Genomic DNA, 26357 nt, shown 5'->3' on the forward strand with positions numbered 1-26357 from the left:
TCGCTTTTCAAGAACCCTGTACAGAAGATGAGCGCTTGTCATTATTTTGACTTTTAATAACTTTGCCAGGGCTGAGCCAGGAAATTCCTTGTTGCAAGTCAGTACCAATCATCACTGCTTCAACCAGAGGCTCAGAAACTTTTGTTTGAGCTACCCACTCCACAATAAAGTTAGCCCCTGAACCTCCACTAGTGTCAGTTCTATCTACAACAAAATCCGTAGAAGCTAGGGCAGCAAGTTGAACCGGGCGTTCCAAATACTGTTTAATTAATTTCCCATTTGAGTCATAGTAGCGCACAGAAGAAATGATGATAGGGTTGGTCAAATCAGTATTACGAATACTGAGAGTAGCCGCTAAATTGAAAATCCTTTTCCCATCCCCATGATAGATGTGCGAGTAGACAGGGACATAAATAGTTTGACCCGTCACTGTCTTGAAATTTTCATCCAAAATTACCACCTTTTGAGATTGAGAGACCTGATTAGTCTCAGCTTTTGGCGGTGGCTTCTCTGGCGATGTGCAGGATGTCAGTACAATAACAGCGATCGCTGAATAAAAAAGCGGATATAGCTTCATTTAAATTAATCATTTACAACCTTCGATAAAATCAATGACTTGATGTAACGACCCTGGTTTAGTCACAATCAACACAGTTGAATCGGGTTCGAGTACTGTACTGCCATTAGGAATCATCAAATCCTCGTGGGGATGGGGTTGATAGCCAATTATTAAAGAGCCAGTAGGAAACCGGGAATCCTGAGCAATTTCGGCAACGCTACGACCGACAACATAGCAATTGTTTGAGATGGAAAGTTTTAAAACCTCAATCTGTCCCTGCTCAAAATGCATCATTGATTCTACTTGCGGATACTCAATAGAATTCACCATTGTTGAAACTGCCAGATCGACGGTACTGATAATATGATTAGCTCCAGCTAAACGCAGCGGTTCCACAAAATCGGGGTGGCGCATCCGAGACAGAATATGGGGAACACCGTAGTGTCTGGCGAGAGTTACCATTGCTAAGTTTAAAGCATCATCCTGGAGAACGGCTGCTAGGGCATCAGCTTTACGAATCCCAGCTTCTAACAACACTTCTGTACTGACAGCACTGCCTTCAAAAGCCATTGCTCCCACTTGTTCGCGGGCATAACGACAAGCGTTAGGGTCAATGTCAATCACACCTATGGTATGTCCTAGTTCTACCAATTTCTGTGCTAAACATAGCCCTACCAAACCTGCTCCACCAATTAGCACGTACATGGTAACTCCTGATGTTCTTTGATTTATTATTTTACTTTAAACAAAGGAAGTTAGGTACGTAAGTAGCTTGTTTAGCTGGTAGAGCATCGTTATCAATTTAATACTCAATTGCTTCAATTTGTAGGAATGTCAAAAACGCGCCACTCCTGAATACCACAGCGGTTTAAAACAGGTTCAGCATGACGAATATCTTCCTTTGTGCCTTCTAGCGTCATCAAATAATCGCCTTGGAAGACTCGCTCATTATACAGTTGGGCGATTTTTTCAGGAACAAACCAACCCTGTAGTGCGCCAACAAGACCGCCAGCTGCTGCACTCGCTCCAGTGCCTACAAGGATGAGTAAAATAGATTCTGCTGCTAGCGCCAGACCAATTCCAGGAATTAGCAAAGCAGCCAAACCCCCAACTAAGGCAAGTGAACCTCCTGTCGTAGCACCAGCCATTGCACCCGCAACTGCACCTTCAGATGAAGTGAGAGCAGGTTCACTCATGTCAACATCATCAGATTGCTCATCGATTTTGGTTTTTTTAGTGATAATAGAAACTTTCTTCATTGGAAAGCCACTACTGCTCAATTCGTTGAGCGCCTGTAGCACACTTCTACGGCTAAGAAATATACCAACGGCGTGCTGGAGTTGATTGGAAACCATTTTACCTCTCAATAAATTCTGACGAACTTACAAGGCTATTGCCATTGTCTAATAGACTTCTTGCAAAAGTATGATTCATGGATACTTATAACCGCAGATGCACGCAGATAAATTATCTGTGTCCATCTGTGGTTTTTTCACAAAATTGGCTTTTGCAAGAGGTTTAATGTGTCACCAGTGTTGACAATAAATGTGACCAAAAAGTGAAAGCGCCTAATTTCCAAGTAGCCATCATGTACTTCCGTACACCAGAACGGATGAAAAAACCTGTCTTCCCTTCTGCCTTTTTTCAAGTCAGGTCTGTGGATAGAGGTTATAAAACTCAGCGACAGACAAAATATCTATAGAATTAATGGTATTCATGGTGACTACATAGTCAAGCCGTCAACTGCATCCCTAGCAAATTCGCAACAAATCCTAGAACTAGGGAAATTAATTATTTAGCTATTTCAAAGACCATGCAAGCAGCAATTTTTTGGAGAAAATTATCATGAACCTGACAAGAATACTTGCAGCAAAATTACTTGTTGGCATGGTATGCTTGGGAATTTCTTCTTGCACCTTACCAACATCTGAATCCGCAAACGCTAACAATCAACAAACAGAAACAACTCAACAAGCCAGTCAACAAACTTCTACCAAGAATCAAGCGTGTACTTTAGTGCAAGATAACTTCGGTTCACAAGGACGAGTAAAGGTGCGGGCCCAAGAAGTGGTAACAGGTCTTGAAGTTCCTTGGGGAATTGCTTTTCTGCCAAATCAAGATATGTTAGTCACTGAACGACCTGGACGGGTTCGCCTCGTGCGGGGTGGTAAACTTGTCCAAAAGCCAGTAGCCACCATTGATGTTACAGATAGTGGCGAAGATGGTTTACTTGGCATTGCGACTCATCCAAACTTTGCCCAAAACCGACTTTTCTACGTGTACTACACCACTGACAAAAATGGGTCGCAGGTCAATCGCGTTGAACGATGGCGACTATCCCAGAATGGACTCAGTGCCTCCCCAGATAGAATAATTCTCGACGATATTCCTGTAGCGCAATATCATAACGGTGGCCGCATCCGCTTTGGTCCTGATGGAATGCTCTACATTGGGACTGGCGATGCCAGAAACCCCCAAAGTTCCCAGGATGTTAATAGCCTTGCAGGTAAAATTCTGCGCGTGACGCCTGACGGACAAGTGCCGCAAGACAATCCGTTCCCGAAAAATCCCGTATATATTACTGGTATTCGCAACACTCAGGGGTTTGATTGGGCTGATCCATCAATCCTATGGGTAACAGACCACGGTCCCAGTGGTGAATTGGGCAGAAGCGGTCACGATAAAGTTAGTGTAGCAAGAGCAGGCGACAACCTGGGCTGGCCCACCATCTACCGTTGCGAATCAAGGGAAGGACTTGTTACTCCGTCCATCGTCTGGCGTCAAGCTTTACCTCCAGGCGGCGCAGCAATTTATACAGGAAATGCGATTTCTGAGTGGAAAGGCAGCTTAATTATTGCTACCCTCCGCTCCCAACACCTGCACCGTGTCGCCTTCAATCCAAAGTCACCCCAACAAGTCCAGTTGCATGAGGTGTACTTGCAAGGTAAACAGGGGCGACTGAGAGAGGCAATCATGGGACCGGATGGCGAATTATATGTCACAACCAGTAACTGCGACGGGCGCGGAAATTGCCCGCCACAGCAGGACAAAATCCTCCGCATCACCCGATAAAAGGACAGAAAATTGTTATGAACGTTGGTTTCAGCAAATTTCCTTAGTTCTCCCTTGTGTTGCTTTGGCTAGCTTACGGTCTCTTAGGCTGGTATTTATCTGCTCATCATATTGTTTGGGTTGTAGGAATTTTTCTAGCCAGTAAGGTTCGGATTGTTAAACGTGCTAGCGGCTGGTACGTCATGCTCACTACCTCAAGATAATCTAACTGCTGGAAGAAGTGGGAAGTCTTAGGCTTTTCTATCATAAGCAAAGCGGTTCTATAGCAAACACGGGTCACCAAAACGGCTTATGCGTATCTTAGTTGTAGAAGACGACATCGAACAATTAGAGCCATTGCAGGGTTTGCTGTCGGAAGCTGGCTACATTGTCGATGGTGTTGAAGACGGGGAAATGGCACAATGGCTAATGTCTCAAAAAGAGTATGACCTGTTGATTTTGGATTGGATGTTGCCGACAATCAGCGGGTTGAGTTTGTGTCGTCAGTATCGCCAAGCAGGTAAAACCGCACCTGTACTGATGCTTACTGCTAAGGATACTACCCCAGATAAAGTCACAGGTTTAGATGCTGGGGCTGATGATTATCTGGTCAAACCTGCGGATTTGGTGGAACTTTTAGCGCGGGTACGTGCTTTGGCGCGGCGATCGCCTCAATTCCAGGGAGAAACCCTCCGCATGGCGGATTTACAACTGCACCTAACTATGTTAAAGGTGGAACGGGGTGAGGTTAGTGTGGAATTATCGCCGCGCGAGGCTCAACTACTAGAGTATTTGATGCGTCACCCCAATCAGATTTTAACTCGCAATCAAATAGAAGAAGCATTGTGGGAGTGGGGTATGGAACCCGAAAGCAATGCTTTAACTGTACTGGTACGTAAGTTGCGGCATCGGTTGCAGTTAGTTGGTGCAGAAGATTGGATTAAAACCGTCTACGGCATGGGTTATAGCCTCAAACCTCCTGAGGAGAGTGGGAGAGTGGGCTCTTGGAAAGTATTTTGAATGCTCGCTAGCTTTTTAGTCGATAGCTGACTAACATGGTGGCATTTTCAGGAGACAGTCCTAGTTCTTGAACAATCATCGCTTTTACAGAGCTTAATTCTGTGACTGGGAACTCAAATTCTAACTTTTTGAGTACAGAGTCTGCGGTGTTGACCTCAACTTTGGTAAACCCCTGCTCCTTATCGATTTCAGCTAGGATTCCTAGCGCCTTGACTGCAAGCTGCACCTGCATTTGTGTATTAGGTTGCAGAGTTTCTACTTCCGCAGACACTCCCAGTTCTTCAGCAATCATGCCTTTAATAGAGCTTAATTCTGTGGCTGGAAACTTGAATTCTAACTTTTTGAGTACAGAGTTGGCAGTCTTCAGTTCAACTATGGTAAAGTCACGCTCCTTTTCAATTTCAGCTTTGATGACTCGCACATTGGCCACAAGCTGCATTGTTAGCGTGTGTGTATCAGCTTGGAGCTTGTCTACTGTACCGTAGTAACGACTCAATAGCAGGTTTGTCAACGGTTCACCACCAAGTCCAAAAGCAATTAAAAGCAGTGGTACAGGCAGCAAAAATTCTAGCTTGAAAGACTGTAATTTTAGCAACCAACGGGACAAGGACATAGGGCAACAAGCGCGAATAGGCAATGAGTAAGCGGATTAGAATCTAATAAACCAAGTATTACAATTCTCCCTCTGCATGATACTAGCTTCTGGTCTCTAGTTATGTTTAATCGTAGTCGTAGCAATCTAGCTTTATGGTTTACCCTAACGATGGGGAGTATTTTGGTCGTTTTTGCCGGAGTACTTTACTACCAGAAAGTCTTAGACGAGCTAGAGGATTTAGATCGCTTACTCTACCAAAAATCCAGAGTGATGGCAGTCAACGCGAAGTATGATCTGCGTCAGGGACAGTTAGACCTAGAAAATGTGCCGCTTTTAGGGAGTAATTTGCCACCACTGGGTACTGAACTTGTATATGCGCGTTGGTACGATACCAAAGGGCAACTGGTGCAATTTTTCGGTACGGCTCCAAGAGCGCAGTTGATAATGACCCCTGGATTTCATACTCTCAAGACCAAGTTTCACTCCTCGAAGTCAATGCCCACTGTTATCTGGCTCCGTCAGTTAACGCTGCCGGTCTACCAAGATAATCTGTTAATCGGTTATCTCGAAGTTGCAATGCCGCTGACATCCACTCAAAATGATCTGGCTCAGTTACGGCTGGTTTTGCTTGTGACAGTGCCAGTGACCTTAGGGATAATAGGTTTGGCTGGTTGGTTCTTGGGGGGACTAGCAATGCAACCGATTCGTCAGACTTACGAACAGCTACAACGCTTTACAGCTGATGCTTCTCATGAATTGCGATCGCCTCTAGCAGCAGTCATCAGCAATGCCCAATACGGCTTACTGTCTACATCTAGCAATCCCGCCCAACAACGTCAGCGCTACGAGAAAATCGTTGATGTCGGCAAGTCAATGAGTCTCCTTATCAATAATCTGCTGTTTTTGGCGCGTCATGAAGGACGATTACCTCCGCAATCGTTGCAAGCAGTTGATTTGAACAACTTGCTTATTCAGCTAGTAGACAACTATGCAACACAAGAAGATGCACAACATATCACTTTAACTTGCGAATTGCCCCCTGACAATGTGAAAGTGCAAGCCGAACCAGAGTTGCTGCGTCAAGCAGTGGTTAATTTGCTTAGCAACGGCTGCAAATATACGAACGCAGACGGGAAAGTGTTGTTACGGCTTTTCACCCAGTCACGTCACGCTGTCATTCAAGTCGTAGACAATGGGATTGGGATTCCTGAAACTGATTTGCCGCATATTTTTGAGAGATTTTATCGAGTCGATAAGAAGCGTTCCCGTAAAACTGGCGGGTTTGGTTTGGGGTTGGCGATCGCCCAACAAATCGTTCAAGCACACGGTGGTGAGATTAGTGTCAAAAGTGCAGCTGGCGAAGGGTCAACTTTTCAAATTGTTCTACCACTCAAGTAGCCGCAGCAATTGTCGCTGTCATTTTCTGCTCACATTTCTTAGCAATACTAAAGATAGCTAGAGAAAAAGGTTATCACTCCTTGCCTTGTGACCTCTAACTGTGTGTTGTGTGTTGTGGGTTGAAAACCCATACATGTTGGAACTGATGGGGCGATAGGGCTTTTGTGTGTAGACGCCCTACGGATGTCTACCCGTAAGGGTAGCCCTTCCCATCAGCTTCATTTACTATCGCTCTCATTGCAACTTGGTATCAAACTCTAACCAGTGACGAGATTTGAAGAATGTTGATAGTAAATTTCTTACTAACTTGGCTAGTTGCTGCTCTATCACTATTACTGACAGCCTATATTGTACCAGGCTTTGCGTTTGATAGTTTTGGCACAGCCGCAATTGCAGCATTGATTTTAGGGTTAGTCAATGCATTTGTTCGACCTGTTTTGTTCATTTTGACGCTTCCCCTTACCCTTGTGACGCTAGGTTTGTTTCTATTTGTCGTTAACGCGCTCATGCTTTGGCTAGTAGGATTCCTCGTTCCTGGTTTTATAGTTGCTGGTTTCGTACCTGCGTTGTTAGCTTCAGTTGTTCTGACATTTGTTTCTACATTCCTGGGTTTTTTTGCCAGAAATACTATTTAATATTGTTGGTTTTTTCTTAGTCGTTGTCATTTTCTCTTCACATTTATTGTCGATACTGAAGATAACTAGCGCGGATTGGAGCAACTGTGAATCAGAGAAATGAATGACTCATTCACTTTTTTGATGTCACAGTTGATATTCTTCCTTACCCCCATATTCCTAGACTGCTATCTGGGGATAAGCGGGGGTTAGGGATTTTTCTGTAGCACATCAAATATGAGTCTACCAATTTTATGTCAGTCTGCATTAAGGGGGACTCTACCTTGACCCAGAATCAACTTTCTTCTTCACGAGGAGCAAATTCCCGACAAGAACTTGTGGAGTTAGTGCGATCGCAACTACAAGCACTGCTGCAACAAGAAAACTTGCAGGGAGCAAAAGCCTTACTTGTACCTGTACAACCTGCGGATATTGCCCAAGCAATTGAGGGGTTACCAGAAGCTATGCAGGCGATCGCTTTCCGCTTACTTTCCAAGCAGGAGGCGATTGAAGTTTATGAATATCTCGACCCCAGTGTACAACAGTCCTTAATTACAGAATTTAAGCATCAAGATGTCCTCGACATTGTAGATCAGATGTCGCCGGATGACCGTGCCAGACTATTTGACGAGTTACCTGCTAAAGTTGTGCGGCGGCTGCTTCAACAACTTAGCCCCGAGGAACGGCAAGCCACTGCCCTGCTTTTGGGTTATAAAGTGGGTACCGCTGGGCGACTCATGACCCCAAAATATATTTCGCTCAAGGAAAGTATGACTATTGCCCAAGCCTTCGAGCGAATTCGCAGTTTAGCAAACGCCACGGAAATTATCTACTACTTGTATGTTACTGATGGTCACCGCCGTCTGACAGGAACTCTTTCCCTACGGGATTTAGTCATGGCACAGCCAGAGCAAACGGTTAGTGAAATCATGACGCAGGAAGTGGTATTTGTCCACACCGACACTGACCAAGAAGAAGTGGCACGGGTGATTCAGCACTATGACTTTGTTGCCCTACCTGTGGTAGATACCGAGCAGCATTTAGTTGGTATTGTGACTGTTGATGATGTCATTGATGTTTTACAGCAAGAAGCAACAGAAGACATTTATACTCTAGGTGGTGTTCAGTCTGGTGGCGATAATTATTTCCAAACAAACCTAGTTGTTGTTGCCCGTAAACGTGTTGTTTGGCTGCTGCTGCTGCTGGTTACTAATACGGCTACCGCTGTGGTGATTCAAAATCAAGAGGCGGTTTTAGAGCAAGTAGTTGCCTTAACTTTTTTTATTCCATTGTTAATTGATGCAGGTGGTAATGTTGGAGCGCAGTCTTCAACAGTCGTCATTCGGGGACTAAGTACTCAGGAAATTCGCTCCAAAAGGGTGGTAGGCGTGATTGCACGGGAGGCAAGTGCTGGGGCAATTCTGGGGTTAATGTTAGGGACAATGGTGACGGTATGGGCTTACTTTCTCCAAGGCAATTTGGGAGTAGCTCTTTCCGTGGGAATTAGCCTATTTGCAATTTCTGTTTTAGCCTCGGTGTCAGGTTCTGCCCTACCTTTTTTGTTTCGTCGTCTCGGTCTAGATCCAGCCTTGATGTCAGCTCCGTTTATTACCACTGCGGTTGATGTTTTAGGTGTTTTTATTTATCTATCGGTAGCAAGGCTTATTTTACAACTTTAGGTAGAACTAGATGTTTTTATTGATTAGTACATTAACTCTAACTTTGTAAATTATCAAATAAGATATTTAAAGTTTCAGTGAAATTTATTCTTCTTGTAAACTCTTGTTCCTGTTTTTTTGGTCACTTTCTAATCACATTTCTTATCCAAACTAGAGACAACAGAATGAACAAGAAAAAACAGACATGAACAATATTCTTTGGCGACACACTTCTACTTTACTAGCTCTGACATCTGTGACTTTGGTTGGTATGATGCCAGTTCGTGCAGAAAATACTACTAATACTACTATTAGTTCTGATAATTCTGATAATGTAGTACAAAAGCAAGAAAACAGCAGTGAAACTCCTGGCACGACTTTGACTTCTGCATCTGCTTTGCTAACTGCACCAACATCTCAAATAGAACGAACACCTACAGCAACTACACCTCAGACTGAATCAACACAGGTTGCTCAAGTTGTTTCTCCTGGGAGAACCACTCGCTCTGGTCCTAGTTATATTGGTATTGGCGGTAATATTGGTTTGACTGGCAATACGACTTTAAGTGAAGGTGCATTTACTGTCATTAGCAAAATTGGACTAACCAGAAACTTGTCTGCACGTCCGGCTGCTGTCATTGGCGATAACACAGTCTTTCTGATTCCACTGACTGTAGATTTTCCCCAAGAAAATTTGGAAGTCACCCAACTGAATATAGCGCCTTATATTGGCGGCGGTGTGGCAATTTCTACGGGCAGAGATAGCACTGTTGGTGCATTAATTTCTGGTGGTGTAGATGTTCCTTTATCCCCACAGATTACAGCAACGGGTGGAGTGAATGTCAGTTTTATTGATGAAACTGATGTTGGGGTGTTAGTGGGAGTTGGCTACAACTTCTAAAGATTCAAAGTAAAGATTCACAGTAAAGATTCAAAGAATGGTCATTATGAGGAAAAACAACCGTGGTTCCCCTGCGAGATAACAACCCTACAACAATTACCCCATTTGTTACATACGGGATAGTTATTGCTAATATCGTTGTTTTTCTTTATCAACTGAGTCTAACACCGGAACAATTGCAAGAGTTTTTCGGCATTGCAGCACTAGTACCGTGCCAACTTTCAACCACCTGTCCCATAGCAAGCGAAAATTCACTGATACCAGAATGGATGACTTTAATTACGTCTCAATTTCTGCATGGTGGTTTTTTGCACTTGGCAGGGAATATGCTTTTTCTGTGGATTTTTGGTAACAACATTGAAGACCGCTTAGGTCATGTGAAATATCTCATTTTCTATCTAACGTGCGGTGTTTTGGCAGCATTGACCCAGTGGTTCTTCTCACAGAATTCTACGATTCCTTCCTTGGGTGCTAGTGGCGCAATCGCAGGAGTTTTAGGTGCATACATTCTCCGTTTCCCAAAAGCCGAAGTTCTGACCTTAATTCCCTTGGGATTTTTCTTGACTACGGTAAGACTTCCCGCATTTTTCTTTCTTGGGTTTTGGTTTGTCCAGCAAGCCTTCTATAGTATCGCTAGCTTACAGGCTCGTACCAACGTTGGTATGGAAAGTGGCGGGATTGCCTACTGGGCGCACGCAGGAGGCTTCGTCTTCGGGGCAATTCTTGGTCCTCTATTCGGCTTATATAAGCGCCACTAGAAAACTCTAAATTTCAGTATGAAATGAATTCGCTCGCTTAAAGTCTACCACCTTGGTAGGAAGCTATTAATCCCTTCGCCTGCAACACTTTCAGTCAATATGCCAGGAAATTTTTATCCAACTGGGATGGTACCGATGTGAGCAAACGCACAAATTATCCTTTACCAAATACTGTGGTTGCAAGCAAAGTCGCGCCGCAAGGGAGGCTTTCCTTAAAAGACGCGATCGCCCTTATCGTTGGCGTTGTTATCGGTGCTGGTATTTTCGAGACACCATCCCTAGTCGCCGCCAATGTGGAAAGTCCCACGATGGTGCTGTTTGTTTGGTTATTGGGTGGTGCAATGTCGTTGATTGGCGCTTTGTGTTACGCCGAACTAGCGACAGCATATCCCCATGTTGGTGGTAATTATCATTACCTCATGCGTGCTTTTGGCAAAAATTGGGCGTTTTTATTTGCTTGGGCGCGAATGACGGTGATTCAAACTGGTTCTATTGCTCTTTTGGCGTTTATGTTCGGGGACTATATCTCACAGTTGTGGCGACTTGGTGATTATTCCCCATCTATTTACGCTGCTGGTGTCATCGTTATTTTTACCGTTGTCAATATCATCGGTATCCAACAAGGTAAATCCACCCAAAAATGGCTAACAGTTGCTACAATACTCGGCTTAGTGTTAGTTATTATTGCTGGTTTAGTTTTCACTCCACCACCTGTAGTGTCTGCTGCACCGACATCCCAAGGAAATTTCGGTTTGGCGATGGTTTTTGTATTGCTGTCTTACGGCGGTTGGAATGAAGCGGCTTATATTTCCGCAGAGTTACAAAACACCAGACGCAATATGGTGCGTTCGCTCCTGTGGAGTATTGGCATTATTACAGCAATATACTTGTTGATCAACATAGCTTATATCACCGGATTAGGACTATCAGGAATGGCACAACAAGAAGCTGTCGCAGCTTCTTTGATGCGCCGCGCCTTTGGTGAACCTGGTGCTGTGTTTATCAGCTTACTGGTTGCAGTTGCTACTTTGGGTGGAATCAACGCCACGATTTTTACAGGTGCTCGTAGCAACTATGCACTTGGGCAAGATTTTGCGTTGTTTTCTTTTATGGGAGACTGGAGAAATCGCTCGAGTACACCAACAAAGGCAATGCTGGTGCAAAGTGGCATAACGCTTTTTTTAGTGCTATTTGGGACTTTGACGCGCAAAGGTTTTGAAACGATGGTGGATTACACCGCCCCTGTGTTTTGGTTCTTTTTCTTACTCAGCGGCGTGTCGCTGCTCGTGTTACGCGTGCGCGAACCCCATGTATTGCGACCCTTTCGCGTACCTTTCTACCCCCTAACACCGATACTCTTTTGCCTCATAAGCGGTTATTTGCTTTACTCCAGCCTTGCATATACTGGTGTGGGTGCGATCGCGGGAGTAGCAGTGGTGTTAGCTGGTGTACCGCTGTTATTTCTGGCTAATCATCGGCAATCATAAACAAAATTTCAGTAACTCGAAATTTAAAGAGCTTATATGCAGTTACATCGAATGCTTGGATTATTAGTTGTAAGTGTGAGTGTTACTAGCTTGATGTTGACAGGTTGCACTCAACAACGCAATTTTGAAGCAGAAGCAGAAGCCCAAGTACCAACCACCACTGCACAACCTCAAGAACGTCAGGCTAATGTACCTTACGTTCCGACACCTGAAAAAGTCGTTGACCGAATGCTGAAACTGGCAAATGTGTCAAGTAACGATGTGCTTTATGACCTTGGTAGCGGTGATGGGCGGATTCCGATTACTGCTGTGCAGAAATACGGTGCGAGTCGTGCTACTGGTATAGAGATTAATCCCGAGTTAGTTCAGCGAAGTCGAGAAAACTCTCAAAAGGCGGGAGTGAGTGACCGCGTGACTTTTTTACAACAAGACCTTTTCCAAACTGATTTGAGCCAAGCAACGGTGGTAACGCTCTATTTGTTACCTAGTGTCAATTTGCAACTGCGACCAAAGCTGTTGCAGGAACTCAAACCCGGTACACGGATTATTTCCCACGATTTTGATATGGGCGAGTGGAAACCTGAGCGTGTAGAGCGGGTACAGGGTTCGGCTCGTCAGCACACCATCTACTATTGGGTTGTTCCTGAGAATCCCCCTGCTAATGTGCAATGAAGTTTTCAATAGACCTCTCCAAAAAACAATGTAGAGACGTGCCATGGCACCTCTGGTACAAGGGTTGTAGACTCTAAGGGATAGGGGATGTCTGGTAGTACATCCAAGGCGTATAACTCCACTATTCAAGCGTGTTCATGCTGAAAGTAGAGTTGCTTAAATCCAATTTCACACATGTCTGACTATATTTGACTATGTGTTTTGGAACTATGATAACTACCCCTCATTAGTTAACTTCTACCAATTGCCCATTATCTAACTGATTCAGGAGGTTCAATCGCGATGAAAGGTTTGAAAGGCAAAAATGTGTTGGTGACGGGTGCTAGTTCAGGAATTGGGCAAGCAATTGCAGTTCGATTTGCTCAAGAAGGTGCAAATGTTGCCATTAACTACCGCAAAAACCCTGAAGATGCCAAAGAAACTGAGGAAATGGTAGAAAATGCCTGCGGTGAAATTCGAGGTTGTGGTGTTGAAAGTCTTCTGGTCCAAGCTGATGTCTCCCAAGAAGAAGATGTCGTCAAAATGGTGGCTGCTGTTGTGGAAAAGTTTGGCAGGCTTGATATTTTAATCAATAATGCTGGCATTCAAATTGAGGCGGCAGCTCATGAAATGAAAATTGAAGACTTTGACCGAGTCGTTGCCGTAAATCTTAGAGGTGCGTATATCTGCGCCCGTGAAACGCTTAAACATTTTCTTTCTCGTAGCGGCGGTGGTGTAATTCTTAACATTTCCAGCGTTCACGAAATCATTCCCAAACCGAAATATGTTGGGTATTCCGTAAGCAAAGGAGGGATGGAAAACCTGACGCGTTCCTTGGCTTTGGAATACGCATCCAATAACATTCGTGTGAATGCAATTGCACCAGGAGCGACTATTACACCAATCAACAAATCATGGATTAACGACCCTGAGGCAAAGGCAGAAGTTGAGAGTAATATTCCTATGGGTCGTGCTGGAACCTCAGAAGAAATGGCAGCATCTGTGGCATTTCTTTGCTCAGATGAAGCTGGTTATATTACCGGACAAACCCTGTTTATTGATGGTGGATTGACGCTTTATCCCAGCTTTCGTGAGCCTTGGTCTTCATAAGAATGATAATAGTGCTGTTGGGGGAAGAGGCGATGCACGGTGCAACTCTTCCCCCACCCCTGTTTTTTATTATCATTAGCGAATTCTACGTTGGTGCCACCTTTTTAATACATTTGAACTAATACACTGGCGCTCCCCGACTTTTAGTCTAAACTCCAGTAAAAAATGAAAACAAATAATTAAAAAAAATTAAAGATAGTTAAGACAGTTAAACAAATTCTAGTAGACAGTTAAGACAGTTAAGACAGTTAAGCAATTTCTAGCGGACAGTTAAGACAGTTAAGACAGTTAAGCAATTTCTAGCGGACAGTTAAGACAGTTAAGACAGTTAAGCAATTTATTCAGACGAATTTATTCAAGATATTTTCAAGAAACAGGTATTGCTCAACCTTATTTATCGTGATAAAAAAATAGAAGTTTGTTTGAAGAAATTTTGGAAAACAAAGTTTCAAGTTTCTTTCGAGAAACTTTTTAGTCCATTTACGACCTTAGGAGAAATCTCTCATAATACCAGAAAATCAGTATTTGTCCAATGCCTTCCTAATCGCATAAAGAAGCAGGTCGCGACATTCACGCCTTAACCAAGTGCAAGCATCGGTTCAGACAAAGCCAAGCTCAGAGAAAACAGTGACATCTCAATCTGCTCAATCTTTGGAGTTTAACCAAAATACTGTTAACGGGTCGCGGAAGTCCCCACCCTCAATGTACTCATAGGGTGGGGATAGGGAGCGGGCGGTGATGAGGGCATCCCCGACCTACACTGACTGTGAGTGAGTGAGGAAGTGGGATGTCCGAATAATTGCCAAATATTTCTTGATTTTGTCCGAAATCTGTCTAATTCGAGTGGTAGACTGTAATTGGTTGCTGACCCACCCACACGGCTCATAACAAACGGTCACAGTAGCAGTAGTATGCGAACCCTCGTCTAAGAGCGTGAGAAAGGGGGAAAGATTCCGGTCACTGGTTCGCACGATTACGCTCTGCGGTAAAAGATAAGCCATACAGGAATGTACGAAAAAACAATTCACTGCCTGCGGGAGGCGGGCGGCTGCGCGGGTTCTCCACGGGGAGATAAAGGTAGCAATACCAGAGACGCTGTGTAAGACTTGGATCGTCTTTAGTGACGAACATTCAGCAATGGATGTACCCAACAGAGCAACGGCGGTTGAGACGCGTTCGCGAAGCGTGCGCCTTAGCGCTTAGCCCATACTTCAAGCGAAGCTAAGTATGGGTACTTCACTTACCGATTACGTGCAACAAGCAGACATTATTAGTTACAGCTATTCTCGTTGCTTTCCACTAAGCCAATAATTTATTAGGTAAAGCTAAAACCGACGTATTGGCTGCATTGTTCACTCGCTCTCCGTAGCGCTTCCAAATCGGGCTTGGTCTGTGTGAAAACTGAAAACATGGCGCCTAAAAATCTCTCTCAATCAATTCATAACGTCTTACTTGCTATTTATGCAAACTGAAAACTTTTTGCGTGTTAAAGGAATAATATCGCTGATTTTTATTAATCTAATTGGGGCTACGACTTTCCCTTTGACTAAAGACATAGTTAGTAGCATGAATCCGAGTGGATTGATCGCCACACGCTTTTTGTTAGCGGCAGGAGTTTTTATTATACACTTACGCAATCTAAATGCACTTTTGCTTCGTGATGGTATGGTCTTAGGGCTTTTGTTCTTCTTCTACTTAACTACCGAAACGATTGCACTCAAGACTATACCAGCAAACCGAGCAGTATTCATTGTCAGTCTAAGCGCACTCATCGTACCTCTACTGGGATGGTTGAGCGGTCAGCGCGTGCTGTTGAAAACTTTCTTAGCCGCAGGAGTCGCTGCTCTTGGCATTGGCATCATGTTTTGGGAAGGGGGAGAGCTAGGAATGGGTGATCTGTTGATGTTTGGTGGTGCTGTTCTTTATGCACTCTATACGCTGTTCCTAGAGAAAGTCACGTTACGCCACCCGACTTTATCATTAACCAGCATCCAACTACTGTTTATTGGGGGGCTAGGCGCACTCTGGAGTAACTCACAAGTCCTCACGCAGTTTGAGGCAATAAGCCAGCACTGGAAACCGATTCTTTACCTAGCGCTCTTTGCGACTGCTGCTGTAATCTGGCTTCAAACCTTAGCACAGCGCTGGGTTTCGGCATCCGAAGCTGCTTTAATCTACACAATAGAGCCAGTCTTCTCGGCAATTTTCTCATTTTGGCTACTTGGCGAGCATCTTGGAATACGCGGTCTAATTGGCGGGTTTTTTGTCTTAGCCGCACTGTTTCTAAATCAAAGTCAAAACAAGGATGAGCCGGATACCGAGGTTGAGGTACAGAGCAACTAACCGATTATTACCTTGTTAATTATCTTAAATGCCCGATAAGCTGATGCCAAAGAATCTTATTACTAAGTTTGTGCTTTAAAACAATGAATAAACTAGTCGTGAAACAAGCTCTTAAACAACCAGACGCTCAACCTTGTCTTTGGGCAAATCTTCTCTCTAAAAAATACACAGATTATGATGTTTTGACACAACTTAGATATGAATTTATCACTGACAATTATGTTAAGCTTCCAGGTTTATTTTCTTTGGAGGCGTTTACTGACCTTAAAGCAGAACTTAAGCGCATCGAACCATTCGCCATAAAAAAGAACTTCGTGATGGAAGGCTATGAAACCCCGCGCGTACTCAATGTTCTTGGGGGACAAAAAATCTTAAAGCTATCTCCGATGCTAAGAAGTCTTTACTCAGATGAAAATCTGAGTCATTTCCTTCAAATGATTGTGGGCGCTGAAATTTATCCTTGTCTTCACCCAGAAGAATTTATGGTAGCTAACTTTCTGCTTTGCGCTGGCGCCACTCACGGTTGGCATTTAGACGATCCAAGCTATGCTCTAGTAATTATTTTTGAGGCTCCTTGTAAGCTTGAGGGAGGCTTGCTTGAGCTGATTCCTAATTGGAATAACTTTTTAGATAGTCTTGGTGCTGACCCAAAACTCAATGTTGACCCTTTAGTTGAGCTTGCTCGTTGTTCTAATCTTGTTCAAACCAAACATCATGCTTCAGGAGATGCATATTTGCTTCGTGCCGATCGATGTCTTCACCGAGTAACAGAGCTTCTTAACGATAATATTTCTCGTATTGTGCTTAACTTAGCTTATGAGTCCACTCCCAATCCCAGCTACAGCTACACGGCTACCAGACTTTACGGAGACCAAAACTCATGAAAATATTTACAAATGAAATTCATACGAAACATGAAATAAATTTTGAACTTTTTAATGGGCAAAAACTAGAATGCCCAGAGGTTTCTGAAAGAGTTGAAGTAATTTTAGAAGATTTGGGCAAAAGTCATCAAATTGAATTTTCTTTAATCACAACAGTTTCAGAAGACTTGATACTTGAAATTCATAAACAAGATTATGTACAGTTTCTCAAGAATTTAGAGGTGTGTGAGGCTCCAATTATTTACCCTTCGGTTTTTAAATTTTCAAAGTGGTTAAAGCAGGAACATTCAAAACCAACTATATTAGCAAGCAAGTATTGTTTTGACCTTTTCACTCCATTCACGCCAAATATTTGGGAAGTAGCTAAAAATTCTGTTTCTCTAGCATATTCGGCAGCTAAACATACAATTGAAACAGGAGAATATAGTTATTCAATTTGTCGTCCACCAGGACATCATGCAACTGAAAGTATGGCAGGCGGATACTGTTATCTTGCAAACGCATCTATAGCAGCTAAATATGCTTTAAACTGTGGATTTTTTCCTGCGATACTAGACATAGATTTTCATCATGGCAATGGAACTCAAGAAATTTTTTATGATTCTTCAGATGTGTTGACTATTTCTATACATGCTCATCCTAATAATAAATATCCTTATTTTTCAGGGTTTGAGTATGAAGTTGGTGCTGATAGGGGGGTAGGATTTAATCGGAACTTTTGCTTACCTTCTGGTTCTGTTGAGGGAGTTTACCTAGAAGTTTTAGAACAAGCTTTAACTGAAATTAGGAATAAAAAAATTGATATTCTATTTGTAACTGTAGGATTTGATACTTATAAACTAGATCCAATTGGGGGCTTTTTACTGGATATAGAAAGTTATTCTAAAATTGCTCGACAAATAAGAGAATTAAATATCAGAACTATTTTAATTCAAGAAGGAGGATATAATCTTCAACATCTTGGGAAATGTGTTAGTAGTTTTCTAGAACCCTTTCTATACTAAATTTTTTCTCTTTCAGATTAGCTCAACAGAATATGTTTTTTTGCTAACAGCACACCACATTATTTTTGATGGTTGGTCAACGGGTGTATTCGTCCAAGAGTTAGCAACACTCTACACTGCATTCTCGACTAACACACCCCCAGTTTTACCTGAATTACCCATACAGTATGCCGACTTTGCTGTTTGGCAGCGGCAGTGGTTCCAACAAGAAGGGCTTGCAGAGCAGTTATCCTATTGGAAGCAACAACTTGAAGGTGCTCCCACCTTACTAGAACTTCCCACCGACAGACCCAGACCTGCCATACAAACAAACCGGGGAAAGCATCAACAATTTACACTTTCTCTGGAGCTAGGTGAGGCGATCGCCAACCTCAGCAGGCGTGCGGGAGTCACCCTGTTCATGACCCTTTTTGCTGCATTTGTTACCTTGCTTTATCGCTATACAGGCGAAGAGGACATCGTAGTGGGTACGCCCATGGCTGGACGCAATCGACCGGAACTAGAAGGGCTAATTGGCATTTTTGTCAATACTTTAGTGCTGCGTACCGATTTGTCTGGCAACCCTAGTTTTAAGCAGTTGCTTCATCGGACACGGGAAGTAGTGCTGCAAGCATACGCTCATCAAGACTTGCCCTTGGAAGAATTGGTAGAGGCATTGCAACCGACGCGTTCCTTAAGTCACTCACCACTGTTTCAAGTCATGTTTGCGCTCCAGAATGCTCCCATATCATCTTTGGATGTGCCTGAGTTAAATGTAAGTTCATTTCCTATAGAAACGGGAACAGCGAAGTTCGATTTAACTCTATCAATGGAGGATACCTCTTCTGGATTAATAGCCGAATGGGAATACAACAGCGACCTGTTTGATGATTCGACCATCGCTCGCATGGCAGGGCATTTTGTGACATTGCTGTCAGGTATTGTTGCTAACCCAGAGGAGCGAATTTCGCAATTGCTAATGCTTACAGAAGTTGAGCAACGGCAGTTGCACTTGCAAGCAATACCTGAGTCGTAGATGGCAATTACAGCCTGGTACGCGACATCGTTTGGGGAAAGGCTGACACAGTTGTCTGGTTAGATTATCCGCTGTGGGTTGTGATGAAGCAGTTGGTATGGCGGACGTTTCATCGAGTTGTCACGCAACAGGAAGTCTGCAATGGTAACCGCGAAAGTTGGAAAAAAACTTTTAGCCGAGATTCGATTATTTTGTGGGCGCTTCAGACTTACCACAGGCGGCGAAAAGAGTATCCTGTCTTCTTGAAGAAACCTGAATATACCCATCTGCAAGTGGTACATCTGCGTTCCCCCCAAGCTACACTCTTATTGGCTGTTAAACCTAAAGAAGTAGAGATGATAGGCGCTACAAGTATTTAGAAGGCGTTAGGAATAGTACACATGACTTATTTGTACTGATTTGTGTTTATCAATACAACCCCAATCCAAAATCAGCCTTTGGGATGTGTGCAGTTTAAGTCTCTTGGCAGGCATGAGGGCTGTAAAGGGGAAATATTATCGAAATACAACTAAGATTTTTGTAGTAATTATTGCTTGACTGTAATTCTGCATAAAACCTCAAATGTCCATTAATCAAATCATAGGTCGAAACGTTATGTCTTCGCTAAAATCTTATTGCAATTTCAAAATAGGAAATTATTTTAAATTACCTAATTATCTAAAGCAAGTTAGCAACAACTAACTTTCTAGTTCTTTAAATTCTAGTACGTTACGCTTGCTGTCATGCACCATATTCTAATATTGTCATTTTGCTGCATTGATACGTTAACTAACGGCAACATTCGGGTCGCGAATAACTCATCAAAACAAAAAAAGACAGGTGTACAAAGATGCTTGAAATGAAGACAAAACTACCTAGATTTAGCAAAAATCAACTTGTTTCCTTTATTGGCGGTATGGGAAAAATTTTGAATTGCCAAATAGATTCAGGTATGTGGGCTTATGCCGTTCAGATGGAAATGGGACCGCCACCAGAATCCGGTAGGGTAGGTCCGGAGACAACAATTTTGCTGTATGAAACGGAAATTCAAGACGTAATGCATTTATGAAATAGCCACCATCTCTATTCCTTCTACCATTAAAGATTTGACAAATTATACTGGTCATTAGATAGCCTTGCTTGAACTATGGGCGCAAGCAACGAAAAGGCAAATTTTGCAAATATCATATGACTAGTTGTCGTGGGATGTATAACGTCCCAGAATAAGAACTTATCAGTGTAATTTTGAAGATGTTCTAACTGGTCAAGTTGAGAGTCAGTCACATTCGTAAAACCGAATTTTGTTGGATTGGTGAGGACTTGATTAAATAGTGAATGAACATCGAAAAGAATGATATTTACATCAGAACCTAGACTTAGAGAGCTAAGTGATTTGGCTAAACCAACGTTATGCTCGCGAGTTAACGCATTGAGGAGGGCGGACTGTTGACTATTCCTGCGTGTAGCAGGTAGTTCTCCTAAGTCTGGTAAGTTAAGCACCATGATATGTCTAGCGCCAACAGCAGCCAACGATGTGACAGCATCTGATAGATTTTTAATGGGCATGGCAGGTTGAGTCAAGCCAGCGCCTAAGTAATCATTAGCTCCCGCCCATATTATATAAACTGCCTCACAGTCAGCAAGCCTATTGACTGCCTTTAAGTCTCCAATAAAACTGTTAATTTGCTGCTGCAATCCTGGTAGACCTAGTGGATTATTAGGAATGAAGGTATTATCGCTACCTGTATTTGCACCACCAATGGCAAAGTTAGTATTCCTTCTAGAAGTTAATCCTAGTAATGTTGCGAGGTATTCTATCCATACTGGACCATTGGAAAAGCGTCCTTGAAAGTAGGGTGGTGAAGGTGGACGCCCCTCTCCTAAGCATGATTGCGTGGTATCGAAGGCATTACCGATATCACACAGGCTGTCACCAAACACATACATATCACTAAAATGACAACGTCCTGTATTTGCTCTTACAAAAGTTTGGAAGTCCGATGATAGTTGCTCGTCTGGTGTTAAAGTTGCTGCAAGTAAGTCAGGACTGATATCTCGATAAGAATTGACGACATCAAATATGTTGATAATCATGAGTCAAAATTTTGCTTTACTAGATTGGATTTTGGACAAAAAGAAATAAAATTTTAGAGTTTAGACAAATTTATCTAAATGTCCTCCACTACATCTTTGATAGATGTCGCTGAAATTGACTTATGCACTCATAAGGACTCTGCGAGGGTCAATTGCTCTTATTCTCTCTAAGCAACTAATGGCTATCAATACAGATAAAGTCTGGAAAGTTCAGCTAAAGTTCTCAAAAAGCAGATCTTCCAAAGAAAGCTTCCACCTAGGATAAAGGCTGGAACATTCTGCAGCGCCCGTTTCAAGAATAAGGATAAGGTCGAAGCATCTAGGCCTGTTACATTTTGTGAAGATTTGATAAAAAATTGCGTTGCTTGACCACTACAGCAAGATAAATCCAGAACTTTGGTATCTGCATGAATTGTTAACCCAAGCATTGCCAATTGGCTCAAACGCGCTTCACCGCCTACACAAAGGAGCGGCCAGACGAGATATGCCATCATACAGCCATTGGAAGCGGTAACTAGAATGCCTTAAAATTGTAGGCACAGCCTCTTTGCTTGTCGTTAATTTTGGATATTTATTCAAGATATATTGTTAACATTAGTAAAAAACCTGAAAAATTGCGGGGATTGTAACTGCTATGGGTCGTGTAGGCGTCTTATTACTCAATCTCGGAGGTCCCGACAAATTAGAGGACGTCGGACCCTTTCTGTTTAACCTGTTTTCCGATCCAGAAATTATTCGCCTACCCTTTCGTTGGTTGCAAAAACCCTTAGCTTGGTTAATTGCCTCAAGGCGCACCAGTAAATCCCAAGAGAACTACAAGCAAATTGGGGGCGGTTCGCCGTTGCGACGCATTACCGAAGCTCAAGGAGAAGCCTTGAAAGAACAGCTGCGTGCCTTGGGGCAAGACGCTAATATTTACATCGGTATGCGTTACTGGCATCCGTACACCGAAGAGGCGATCGCCAAAATTACCCAAGACAACATCGAACGTCTTGTGATATTACCGCTGTATCCCCAGTTTTCTATCAGTACCAGTGGTTCCAGCTTCCGGCTTTTAGAAAGACTTTGGCAAGAAAACCCAAAACTTCAGGTTATTGATTACACCGTCATTGATTCCTGGTACAAACAACCAGGCTACCTCCAAGCAATGGCGGATCTGATAGCCCAGGAACTAGACCAGTGTTCCAATCCCAATGAGGTTCATGTCTTCTTCAGTGCTCACGGGGTTCCTAAAAGCTACGTTGAAGAAGCAGGCGACCCCTATCAGCAAGAGATTGAGGAATGCACCTATTTGATTATGCAAACCCTTAATCGACCGAATCCGCATATTTTAGCCTACCAAAGTCGCGTGGGTCCAGTGGAATGGCTACAACCTTACACAGAGGATGCCATCCCAGAACTAGCGGAAAAAGGCGTCAAAGATTTGGTCGTTGTGCCTATCAGTTTTGTCTCAGAACATATTGAGACACTGCAAGAAATTGATATTGAGTATCGGGAAGTCGCAGAACAAGCCGGAATTCACAACTTCCGCCGCGTACCCGCCCTTAATACTCATCCGGTATTTATTAAGGCGTTGGCAGATTTGGTGATTGATGCCTTGAAATCCCCCAGTTTAAAGCTCTCGCAAGTCAGCCAAATGAAAAAAAAGGTCAAAATCTACCCGCCAGAGCGTTGGGAGTGGGGTTTGACCAGTAGTGCAGAAGTTTGGAATGGTCGTATTGCTATGCTTGGTTTCATAGCATTGGTTATCGAACTGATTACAGGTCACGGTCTGCTACACATGGTTGGGCTGTTGTAGTCAAGTCATTATGCCATAATTTGTAATTCGTTATTAAGTTAGTAATGACGAATTACGAATTCTTTAAATTTATGTGGTATAAGAAAAACTATATTTTTTTATTGCTTCTGTTCCTAACTAGCTTGACAATATTTTATTTATGGTTTCCTGGGGATGGTTCCGATTGCAACACAAAAGTACTTCTTAGACCAAAATTTGGAAAATACGATGTGTATGCTACCAAGGTTGTTGTTCAGCCGTGGCGTGGTGAACATCATGTTTATGGAATTTTTATGGTTCCAGATAAATACAAGGAAACCCCATTTTTTATCTTAACAGTAAAAGGTGCTGGCAGCTACTGTGAAAAGCCATTTGGCACGTTACAAGAAGTTGATGGCATTTTTGCTGAGCCAGGTACGCATTTAATCAGAGACTACATTAGAACTCGAACCGCTTTCAGGTTAATTGTGCAAGGTATGTACAACCAATTAAAAGATCCACAAAGCTGGAAACTGACATACCCACGTAATTTTGCTCGTGACAAAACTTGAGAGTGTAAGGAGTGGGTAACAGTAAAACTTTTGAAAAAGGAAAAAGAGAGCCTGTACCAATAGTTAGAGGATGTTTTAAAAGTTTTGGGCGAATATAATTCGCTACTACACAAGCGAAGTCCCTTCGGGTTCGCCAGTTCCCTACGGCGGGAAACCCGCCTGCAGGACTGGTCTCACCGCCTGCGCGGACTAACCAAAAATTAAGGGTTTTAAACCCGCGTAGGCGGGTTTTGCCTGTGTAGCCGCGACTTACAGTCGCCTGGTCTAGTATGAATGGATACTTTACAAACATTCTCTTAGAGTTAGCAATAATTTCAGTAGAAAATTACTACTTTTAGTTGGGTATAACCCGCTCTATTTATAAGTACCAGCCCGTTTTTCAGAGCTTTAAAATAGAGTTATATGACATCAGTGTGGTAGTTTTCATGTTGGCACAAGTGTGTCTCCCTGCTGTTGAGCCTTGATACCTACATTTCTTAGGAAGAATTAGCAAGATACATGATTGCAGACAATGTTCTGACACCAAACACACCTTTGCGACAACCAAAATTATGGATGCCGGAGCAAGTGTTGTTCACACCCGCTGCGATCGCTGAACCGTGGGGACAGCAGATATTAGCACGCGTACAGTCTCTCAACTTACCTATACAAGAGTTACCGCGAAATCGCCTGACAGGTTTGCGCGGAGAATCTGAACGCGATACTTATGATATTGCCAAACGCACGCTTGCAGTTGTCACCGCTCCGCCCAGTTCCTTTAAACTCAGCCCCATCCCACCATCAGCTGACTGGCAATTTCATCTTGCGGAAGGCTGTCCAGCGCACTGTCAATATTGCTACTTAGCAGGTAGTTTGCAAGGTCCGCCAGTCATTCGCGTGTTTGCCAACTTGCCGCAAATATTAGAGAACTTGGCAGCTTACGAGAAACCAGGGAACACAACAAGTTTTGAGGTTAGCTGTTATACTGACCCGTTAGGCATCGAGCATCTGACAGGAAGCCTTGCTGAATGTATCCGCTACTTTGGCACTCGTGATGACGCACATCTAAGATGGGTGTCGAAGTTTGATGCTGTAGATGAGCTACTCAATTTGCCACACAATGGTCATACACGCTGCCGGATCAGTGTGAATGCTGCGCCTGTTTCCGGTCGTTTTGAGGGTGGTACAGCGTCTGTACCATCACGGCTGATGGCATTGCGACGGTTAGCACTTCCACCAGAACGAGGTGGTGGCGGGTATCCGGTAGGTTTGGTCATTGCGCCTATTATGCATATAGATGATTGGGAGATGCATTATGGTCGTCTATTTGACCAAATTAGCGAAGCACTAGATTTTGATTGTGACCTCACTTTTGAACTCATCTCGCACCGCTTTACACCTGGCTCAAAAGAGGTGTTGCAAACGTGGTATCCCCATTCAAAACTAGACATGGACGAAGACAAACGCAGTGTCAAGCGAAATAAGTTTGGCGGCACAAAGTATGTCTATGATAATGACACGATGAAGACTATGAAGCGCTTTTTTGAGGGTGAGATTGGACGGCGCTTTCCAAATGCTAAGATTCTGTACTGGACTTAGTTTGTAGTAAGCGCTTTAGCGCTATCGCTATTCTGCGCGGTGCTGGTTTGCGACGGGCTGAGGTGGTGAAGCTTAATATGTCAGATTTTAATAATGGGGAAATAGAACATTAAACTTCTTGCATGAATCTTTACCCTCACCACGCCACTTGCTACAACGGAGGGAACCTCCCTTCTCCTAACGGAGACGCTACGCGAACGGGTTCACCAGTCGCCTACGGAGGGAAACCCTCCTGCAGCGCTGGATTCACCGCAACGCAGTGGCTCCTAAATCCCTCTCCCAAGCTTGGGAGAGGAACTTTGAGATTGGCTCCCCTTCTCCCAAAATTGGGAGAAGGGGTTGGGGGATGAGGGCAAGTTTTGCCTTTTGGCAAGAGGTCTATTTTTCTCCCCATGATATGCGGCCTACATTCGTTTCGGATTTGTTAAATGCTGGGGTGGATATTGCAACTGTGCAGAGTTTGGCGGGTCATTCCAATCCTACAATTACCGCAAGATATGACCGTCGCCCAGAGGAGAGGAAACGCCGCGCTGCTGCACAGTTGGAAATTTTGGGGCGTTAGGAATATCATCGCAGAGTTGGCGGTCATCTTTGTTAACATTGGGGTTGTTTTTCAGATAGTCAGAAATCCAAGCACAACCACGTGTTAGTAAGTCATCCAAATCCAGATTCCACAGTTTGACTGTGTTGTCAGAACTGCCAGAGGCGATCGTCTTGCCATCCGGACTAAATGCCACGCTATAGACAAAACTGCTATGCCCAGTGAGGGTTTTGAGGTGCTCCCCCTTGAGATTCCACAACCGTACCGTGTTGTCCCTACTGCCAGAAGCAATCGTCTTACCATCCGGACTGAATGCGACGCTGCTGACATGATTGCTATGCCCACTGAGGGTTTGGAGTAGCTCTCCCTTGAGATTCCACAACCGTACTGTGTTGTCATCACTGCCAGAAGCAATCGTCTTACCATCCGGACTGAATGCGACGCTCCAGACAGGACCGCTATGCCCACTGAGGGTTTTGAGTAGCTGCCCGTTGAGATTCCACAACCGTACTGTGTTGTCATCACTACCAGAAGCTATCGTCTTACCATCCGGACTAAATGCCACACTTATGACAGAACCGCTATGCCCAGTGAGGGTTTTGAGGTGCTCCCCCTTGAGATTCCACAACAGTACCGTGCTGTCATCACTGCCAGAAGCAATCGTCTTACCATCCGGACTGAATGCCACGCTCAAGACAAAACTGCTATGCCCCAAAAGGGTTTTGAGTAGCTGCCCGTTGAGATTCCACAACCGTACCGTGTTGTCATTACTGCCAGAAGCTATCGTCT

At 43.6% G+C, this 26357-nt stretch carries 27 protein-coding genes and 1 pseudogene; 21 read left to right on the forward strand and 7 right to left on the reverse strand.

The window, feature by feature from the left end; all coding sequences use genetic code 11:
- Positions 1-7 precede the first annotated feature (7 nt).
- From ACM0OZ_RS26150 to ACM0OZ_RS26160, 3 genes are all read right to left on the reverse strand, one after another.
- On the reverse strand, positions 8-577 hold the full coding sequence (locus tag ACM0OZ_RS26150) for a DUF3124 domain-containing protein (RefSeq protein WP_414585738.1): 570 nt from the start codon (positions 575-577) through the stop codon (positions 8-10).
- Positions 578-586: 9 nt separating this feature from the next.
- Positions 587-1264: a potassium channel family protein gene (locus ACM0OZ_RS26155; RefSeq protein WP_414585739.1), complete on the reverse strand. Its 678-nt coding sequence runs from the start codon at positions 1262-1264 to the stop codon at positions 587-589.
- 113 nt (positions 1265-1377) lie between these two features.
- Positions 1378-1914 (reverse strand): hypothetical protein, encoded by a 537-nt coding sequence (locus tag ACM0OZ_RS26160; RefSeq protein WP_414585740.1) that lies wholly within the window; start codon positions 1912-1914, stop codon positions 1378-1380.
- Between the two features lie 203 nt (positions 1915-2117).
- Here ACM0OZ_RS26160 and ACM0OZ_RS26165 point away from each other — a divergent pair, with 203 nt between their 5' ends.
- From ACM0OZ_RS26165 to rppA, 3 genes are all read left to right on the forward strand, one after another.
- Positions 2118-2261 carry a hypothetical protein gene (locus ACM0OZ_RS26165; protein WP_414585741.1) on the forward strand — a complete coding sequence of 48 codons (144 nt, stop codon included), beginning with the start codon at positions 2118-2120 and terminating at the stop codon, positions 2259-2261.
- Between the two features lie 143 nt (positions 2262-2404).
- Positions 2405-3631 carry a PQQ-dependent sugar dehydrogenase gene (locus ACM0OZ_RS26170; RefSeq protein ID WP_414585742.1) on the forward strand — a complete coding sequence of 409 codons (1227 nt, stop codon included), beginning with the start codon at positions 2405-2407 and terminating at the stop codon, positions 3629-3631.
- 291 nt (positions 3632-3922) lie between these two features.
- Positions 3923-4630, forward strand: a complete 708-nt coding sequence (rppA, locus tag ACM0OZ_RS26175) for a two-component system response regulator RppA (RefSeq protein WP_414585743.1) — start codon at positions 3923-3925, stop codon at positions 4628-4630.
- Positions 4631-4637: 7 nt separating this feature from the next.
- Here rppA and ACM0OZ_RS26180 read toward each other — a convergent pair whose 3' ends face one another.
- Positions 4638-5243, reverse strand: coding sequence for a hypothetical protein (locus ACM0OZ_RS26180; protein ID WP_414585744.1), 606 nt, complete (start codon positions 5241-5243; stop codon positions 4638-4640).
- Positions 5244-5345: 102 nt separating this feature from the next.
- On the opposite strand from ACM0OZ_RS26180, the gene ACM0OZ_RS26185 reads away from it, so the two are divergent.
- The 14 genes from ACM0OZ_RS26185 to ACM0OZ_RS26250 all read left to right on the forward strand — a co-directional run bounded on the left by ACM0OZ_RS26185 (position 5346) and on the right by ACM0OZ_RS26250 (position 20096).
- Entirely contained in the window at positions 5346-6623 is a 1278-nt protein-coding gene (locus tag ACM0OZ_RS26185) for a sensor histidine kinase (protein WP_414585745.1), read from the forward strand.
- Positions 6624-6904: 281 nt separating this feature from the next.
- Positions 6905-7258 carry a phage holin family protein gene (locus tag ACM0OZ_RS26190; RefSeq protein WP_414585746.1) on the forward strand — a complete coding sequence of 118 codons (354 nt, stop codon included), beginning with the start codon at positions 6905-6907 and terminating at the stop codon, positions 7256-7258.
- Positions 7259-7521: 263 nt separating this feature from the next.
- Positions 7522-8916 carry a magnesium transporter gene (mgtE, locus tag ACM0OZ_RS26195; protein WP_414585747.1) on the forward strand — a complete coding sequence of 465 codons (1395 nt, stop codon included), beginning with the start codon at positions 7522-7524 and terminating at the stop codon, positions 8914-8916.
- Between the two features lie 184 nt (positions 8917-9100).
- Complete coding sequence (locus ACM0OZ_RS26200) at positions 9101-9796, forward strand: hypothetical protein (protein WP_414585748.1); 696 nt, start codon at positions 9101-9103, stop codon at positions 9794-9796.
- A 62-nt stretch (positions 9797-9858) separates the two neighbouring features.
- Positions 9859-10554 (forward strand): rhomboid family intramembrane serine protease, encoded by a 696-nt coding sequence (locus ACM0OZ_RS26205; protein ID WP_414585749.1) that lies wholly within the window; start codon positions 9859-9861, stop codon positions 10552-10554.
- Positions 10555-10691: 137 nt separating this feature from the next.
- The gene (locus ACM0OZ_RS26210; protein WP_414585750.1) at positions 10692-12041 is read left to right on the forward strand and encodes an APC family permease; all 1350 of its coding nucleotides are present in this window, start codon (positions 10692-10694) and stop codon (positions 12039-12041) included.
- Between the two features lie 36 nt (positions 12042-12077).
- Positions 12078-12713 carry an SAM-dependent methyltransferase gene (locus ACM0OZ_RS26215; protein WP_414585751.1) on the forward strand — a complete coding sequence of 212 codons (636 nt, stop codon included), beginning with the start codon at positions 12078-12080 and terminating at the stop codon, positions 12711-12713.
- Between the two features lie 282 nt (positions 12714-12995).
- Positions 12996-13802: a glucose 1-dehydrogenase gene (locus ACM0OZ_RS26220; RefSeq protein WP_414585752.1), complete on the forward strand. Its 807-nt coding sequence runs from the start codon at positions 12996-12998 to the stop codon at positions 13800-13802.
- 1461 nt (positions 13803-15263) lie between these two features.
- Positions 15264-16145 carry a DMT family transporter gene (locus ACM0OZ_RS26225; RefSeq protein WP_414585754.1) on the forward strand — a complete coding sequence of 294 codons (882 nt, stop codon included), beginning with the start codon at positions 15264-15266 and terminating at the stop codon, positions 16143-16145.
- A gap of 83 nt (positions 16146-16228) precedes the next feature.
- Positions 16229-17029 (forward strand): hypothetical protein, encoded by an 801-nt coding sequence (locus tag ACM0OZ_RS26230; protein WP_414585755.1) that lies wholly within the window; start codon positions 16229-16231, stop codon positions 17027-17029.
- On the forward strand, positions 17026-18033 hold the full coding sequence (locus ACM0OZ_RS26235; protein ID WP_414585756.1) for a histone deacetylase family protein: 1008 nt from the start codon (positions 17026-17028) through the stop codon (positions 18031-18033). The genes ACM0OZ_RS26230 and ACM0OZ_RS26235 overlap by 4 nt, the downstream gene beginning before the upstream one ends.
- Before the next feature lie 40 nt (positions 18034-18073).
- Positions 18074-19048, forward strand: coding sequence for a condensation domain-containing protein (locus ACM0OZ_RS26240; RefSeq protein ID WP_414585757.1), 975 nt, complete (start codon positions 18074-18076; stop codon positions 19046-19048).
- A gap of 83 nt (positions 19049-19131) precedes the next feature.
- Positions 19132-19407, forward strand: a complete 276-nt coding sequence (locus tag ACM0OZ_RS26245) for a hypothetical protein (protein ID WP_414585759.1) — start codon at positions 19132-19134, stop codon at positions 19405-19407.
- Between the two features lie 470 nt (positions 19408-19877).
- Positions 19878-20096, forward strand: a complete 219-nt coding sequence (locus tag ACM0OZ_RS26250; RefSeq protein WP_414585760.1) for a hypothetical protein — start codon at positions 19878-19880, stop codon at positions 20094-20096.
- 29 nt (positions 20097-20125) lie between these two features.
- Here the strand turns inward: ACM0OZ_RS26250 and ACM0OZ_RS26255 are convergent, their stop codons facing one another.
- Together ACM0OZ_RS26255 and ACM0OZ_RS26260 are read right to left on the reverse strand one after the other, a co-directional pair.
- Positions 20126-21121: an SGNH/GDSL hydrolase family protein gene (locus tag ACM0OZ_RS26255; protein ID WP_414585761.1), complete on the reverse strand. Its 996-nt coding sequence runs from the start codon at positions 21119-21121 to the stop codon at positions 20126-20128.
- Between the two features lie 269 nt (positions 21122-21390).
- Positions 21391-21661: pseudogene (locus ACM0OZ_RS26260) on the reverse strand (SAM-dependent methyltransferase); the annotation flags it as partial.
- Between the two features lie 94 nt (positions 21662-21755).
- Between ACM0OZ_RS26260 and hemH the strand changes: the two are divergent.
- The 4 genes from hemH to ACM0OZ_RS26280 all read left to right on the forward strand — a co-directional run bounded on the left by hemH (position 21756) and on the right by ACM0OZ_RS26280 (position 25589).
- On the forward strand, positions 21756-22919 hold the full coding sequence (hemH, locus tag ACM0OZ_RS26265; RefSeq protein WP_414585762.1) for a ferrochelatase: 1164 nt from the start codon (positions 21756-21758) through the stop codon (positions 22917-22919).
- Between the two features lie 44 nt (positions 22920-22963).
- A complete protein-coding gene (locus ACM0OZ_RS26270) occupies positions 22964-23449 on the forward strand; it encodes a hypothetical protein (RefSeq protein WP_414585763.1) in 486 nt (161 codons plus the stop codon).
- Positions 23450-23947: 498 nt separating this feature from the next.
- The gene (locus ACM0OZ_RS26275; RefSeq protein ID WP_414585764.1) at positions 23948-25027 is read left to right on the forward strand and encodes a spore photoproduct lyase family protein; all 1080 of its coding nucleotides are present in this window, start codon (positions 23948-23950) and stop codon (positions 25025-25027) included.
- A 397-nt stretch (positions 25028-25424) separates the two neighbouring features.
- A complete protein-coding gene (locus ACM0OZ_RS26280) occupies positions 25425-25589 on the forward strand; it encodes a tyrosine-type recombinase/integrase (RefSeq protein WP_414585768.1) in 165 nt (54 codons plus the stop codon).
- On the opposite strand, the gene ACM0OZ_RS26285 is transcribed toward ACM0OZ_RS26280, so the two are convergent.
- Positions 25513-26357: WD40 repeat domain-containing protein (locus ACM0OZ_RS26285; protein ID WP_414585765.1), on the reverse strand; the 845-nt coding region annotated here is incomplete at its 5' end. The two genes, ACM0OZ_RS26280 and ACM0OZ_RS26285, sit on opposite strands and share 77 nt — an antisense overlap.

It is taken from the genome of Scytonema sp. PCC 10023 (assembly GCF_963920835.1).
GTDB lineage: Bacteria > Cyanobacteriota > Cyanobacteriia > Cyanobacteriales > Nostocaceae > Kalymmatonema.

Excerpts from the sequence above, each read along its gene's own strand:
- ACM0OZ_RS26255 (WP_414585761.1), bottom strand. The coding sequence starts at position 21,121 with ATGATTATCAACATATTTGATGTCGTCAATTCTTATCGAGATATCAGT.
- rppA (WP_414585743.1), top strand. The coding sequence starts at position 3,923 with ATGCGTATCTTAGTTGTAGAAGACGACATCGAACAATTAGAGCCATTG.
- ACM0OZ_RS26150 (WP_414585738.1), bottom strand. The coding sequence starts at position 577 with ATGAAGCTATATCCGCTTTTTTATTCAGCGATCGCTGTTATTGTACTG.
- ACM0OZ_RS26160 (WP_414585740.1), bottom strand. The coding sequence starts at position 1,914 with ATGGTTTCCAATCAACTCCAGCACGCCGTTGGTATATTTCTTAGCCGT.
- ACM0OZ_RS26200 (WP_414585748.1), top strand. The coding sequence starts at position 9,101 with ATGAACAATATTCTTTGGCGACACACTTCTACTTTACTAGCTCTGACA.
- ACM0OZ_RS26225 (WP_414585754.1), top strand. The coding sequence starts at position 15,264 with ATGCAAACTGAAAACTTTTTGCGTGTTAAAGGAATAATATCGCTGATT.
- ACM0OZ_RS26215 (WP_414585751.1), top strand. The coding sequence starts at position 12,078 with ATGCAGTTACATCGAATGCTTGGATTATTAGTTGTAAGTGTGAGTGTT.
- ACM0OZ_RS26190 (WP_414585746.1), top strand. The coding sequence starts at position 6,905 with ATGTTGATAGTAAATTTCTTACTAACTTGGCTAGTTGCTGCTCTATCA.
- ACM0OZ_RS26185 (WP_414585745.1), top strand. The coding sequence starts at position 5,346 with ATGTTTAATCGTAGTCGTAGCAATCTAGCTTTATGGTTTACCCTAACG.
- ACM0OZ_RS26245 (WP_414585759.1), top strand. The coding sequence starts at position 19,132 with ATGAAGCAGTTGGTATGGCGGACGTTTCATCGAGTTGTCACGCAACAG.
- ACM0OZ_RS26275 (WP_414585764.1), top strand. The coding sequence starts at position 23,948 with ATGATTGCAGACAATGTTCTGACACCAAACACACCTTTGCGACAACCA.
- hemH (WP_414585762.1), top strand. The coding sequence starts at position 21,756 with ATGGGTCGTGTAGGCGTCTTATTACTCAATCTCGGAGGTCCCGACAAA.
- ACM0OZ_RS26155 (WP_414585739.1), bottom strand. The coding sequence starts at position 1,264 with ATGTACGTGCTAATTGGTGGAGCAGGTTTGGTAGGGCTATGTTTAGCA.
- ACM0OZ_RS26280 (WP_414585768.1), top strand. The coding sequence starts at position 25,425 with ATGCGGCCTACATTCGTTTCGGATTTGTTAAATGCTGGGGTGGATATT.
- ACM0OZ_RS26230 (WP_414585755.1), top strand. The coding sequence starts at position 16,229 with ATGAATAAACTAGTCGTGAAACAAGCTCTTAAACAACCAGACGCTCAA.
- ACM0OZ_RS26170 (WP_414585742.1), top strand. The coding sequence starts at position 2,405 with ATGAACCTGACAAGAATACTTGCAGCAAAATTACTTGTTGGCATGGTA.
- ACM0OZ_RS26235 (WP_414585756.1), top strand. The coding sequence starts at position 17,026 with ATGAAAATATTTACAAATGAAATTCATACGAAACATGAAATAAATTTT.
- ACM0OZ_RS26220 (WP_414585752.1), top strand. The coding sequence starts at position 12,996 with ATGAAAGGTTTGAAAGGCAAAAATGTGTTGGTGACGGGTGCTAGTTCA.
- ACM0OZ_RS26180 (WP_414585744.1), bottom strand. The coding sequence starts at position 5,243 with ATGTCCTTGTCCCGTTGGTTGCTAAAATTACAGTCTTTCAAGCTAGAA.
- ACM0OZ_RS26250 (WP_414585760.1), top strand. The coding sequence starts at position 19,878 with ATGCTTGAAATGAAGACAAAACTACCTAGATTTAGCAAAAATCAACTT.
- ACM0OZ_RS26270 (WP_414585763.1), top strand. The coding sequence starts at position 22,964 with ATGACGAATTACGAATTCTTTAAATTTATGTGGTATAAGAAAAACTAT.